The 1,102-nt window shown below is 35.8% G+C and carries 1 protein-coding gene and 1 pseudogene; both read left to right on the top strand.

The features are described from left to right. Positions 1-482, top strand: a 482-nt coding sequence (locus tag FCI53_RS21190; protein ID WP_138420945.1) for an IS607 family transposase, incomplete at its 5' end; no start/stop codon positions are given. Further along, positions 448-1,102 (top strand): annotated as a pseudogene (locus tag FCI53_RS21185) (IS200/IS605 family accessory protein TnpB-related protein); the annotation flags it as partial. The gene FCI53_RS21190 and the pseudogene FCI53_RS21185, both read left to right, overlap by 35 nt.

Here is a 1,102-nt window from a genome sequence, read left to right as displayed (position 1 = left end):
AAAAAATCGCTATATATGCAAGAGTCTCAACTAAGAAACAAGCAGATGCAGGAAATCTATCGCGACAAAAAGCAAGACTAACGGAATATGCTGTTCATCATCAATACCAGATTACCGGCATTTATGACGATATTGCTAGTGGATTAAACGAAAACCGAAAAGGTTTAACTAAACTATTTAATGCTATAAAAGAAGAGAATATTTCTTATTTAATAATTGAATATAAAGACAGGCTCGCTCGTTTTGGCTATCGCTATCTTGAGAATCATTTAAATGAGTTAGGATGTAAAATTATTATTATCGATGAAAAAGAAGGCAATGAAGAACAAGAACTTGTTGATGACTTAATCGCTATTACCACATCATTTTCTGCACGAATTTACGGTAAACGCGGAGGAAAACGTGTCTCTCAAGAGATAGAAAAAACGTTAAAGCGAGGTGTGAACAATGAAAACGGTTCGAATGATCAAGCTTCATCCTGATGCGATAACTAAAGCGTATTTAGATGATTTAATGCGTGTGTTTTGTTCGATGAAACGGTATGCCTTTAATCGGTTAATAGAAGGAGTTTCTGTTGGTTATTTAAACAAAACCATGCCTTCTATCTTTAAGGTAAATAAACGGTATGCTGAAGATGCTGTTCTGTTAGCACAATCGATTATTAATAGCCAAAAAGAGTTACTACCGAAACGTATCGAAGATACAGAAACAAAGATACAAAAAACCGAACGTAAGGTGCATGATTATGAATCAGGAAAAAAGACACCAAAAAAGGTAGATCTTAAAACATGTTTAATAGGATTAGCTATGCGTACGGAAAAGTTGCAAGCTAAGCTCTATGATCTTAAACGCCACGAAGAAGAGGGAACGATACCAACTGTTATTTTTGGTGGTAGCAAGAACTTTATGAAACGAATGGAAGGTAAAATCACTAATAAAGAATGGAAAGATCTCCGCACCAATGAATTGTACGCCCGTGGCGATAAGAGTAAAAAAGGGAACTTGAACATTCGGTTAGTTCATCGTGATGGTGCATTTTATCTTGATATTTGTGATCCTATACGTCAGAAAGAAGGCAAGCGTAAAGCGCCACGTTTCGAAG

The organism is Aquibacillus sediminis, from assembly GCF_005870085.1.
GTDB classification, from domain to species: Bacteria; Bacillota; Bacilli; order Bacillales; family Amphibacillaceae; genus Aquibacillus_E; species Aquibacillus_E sediminis.
The sequence above is the reverse complement of the archived record's forward strand: the minus strand, read 5'-3'. Positions and strand labels throughout refer to the sequence as shown.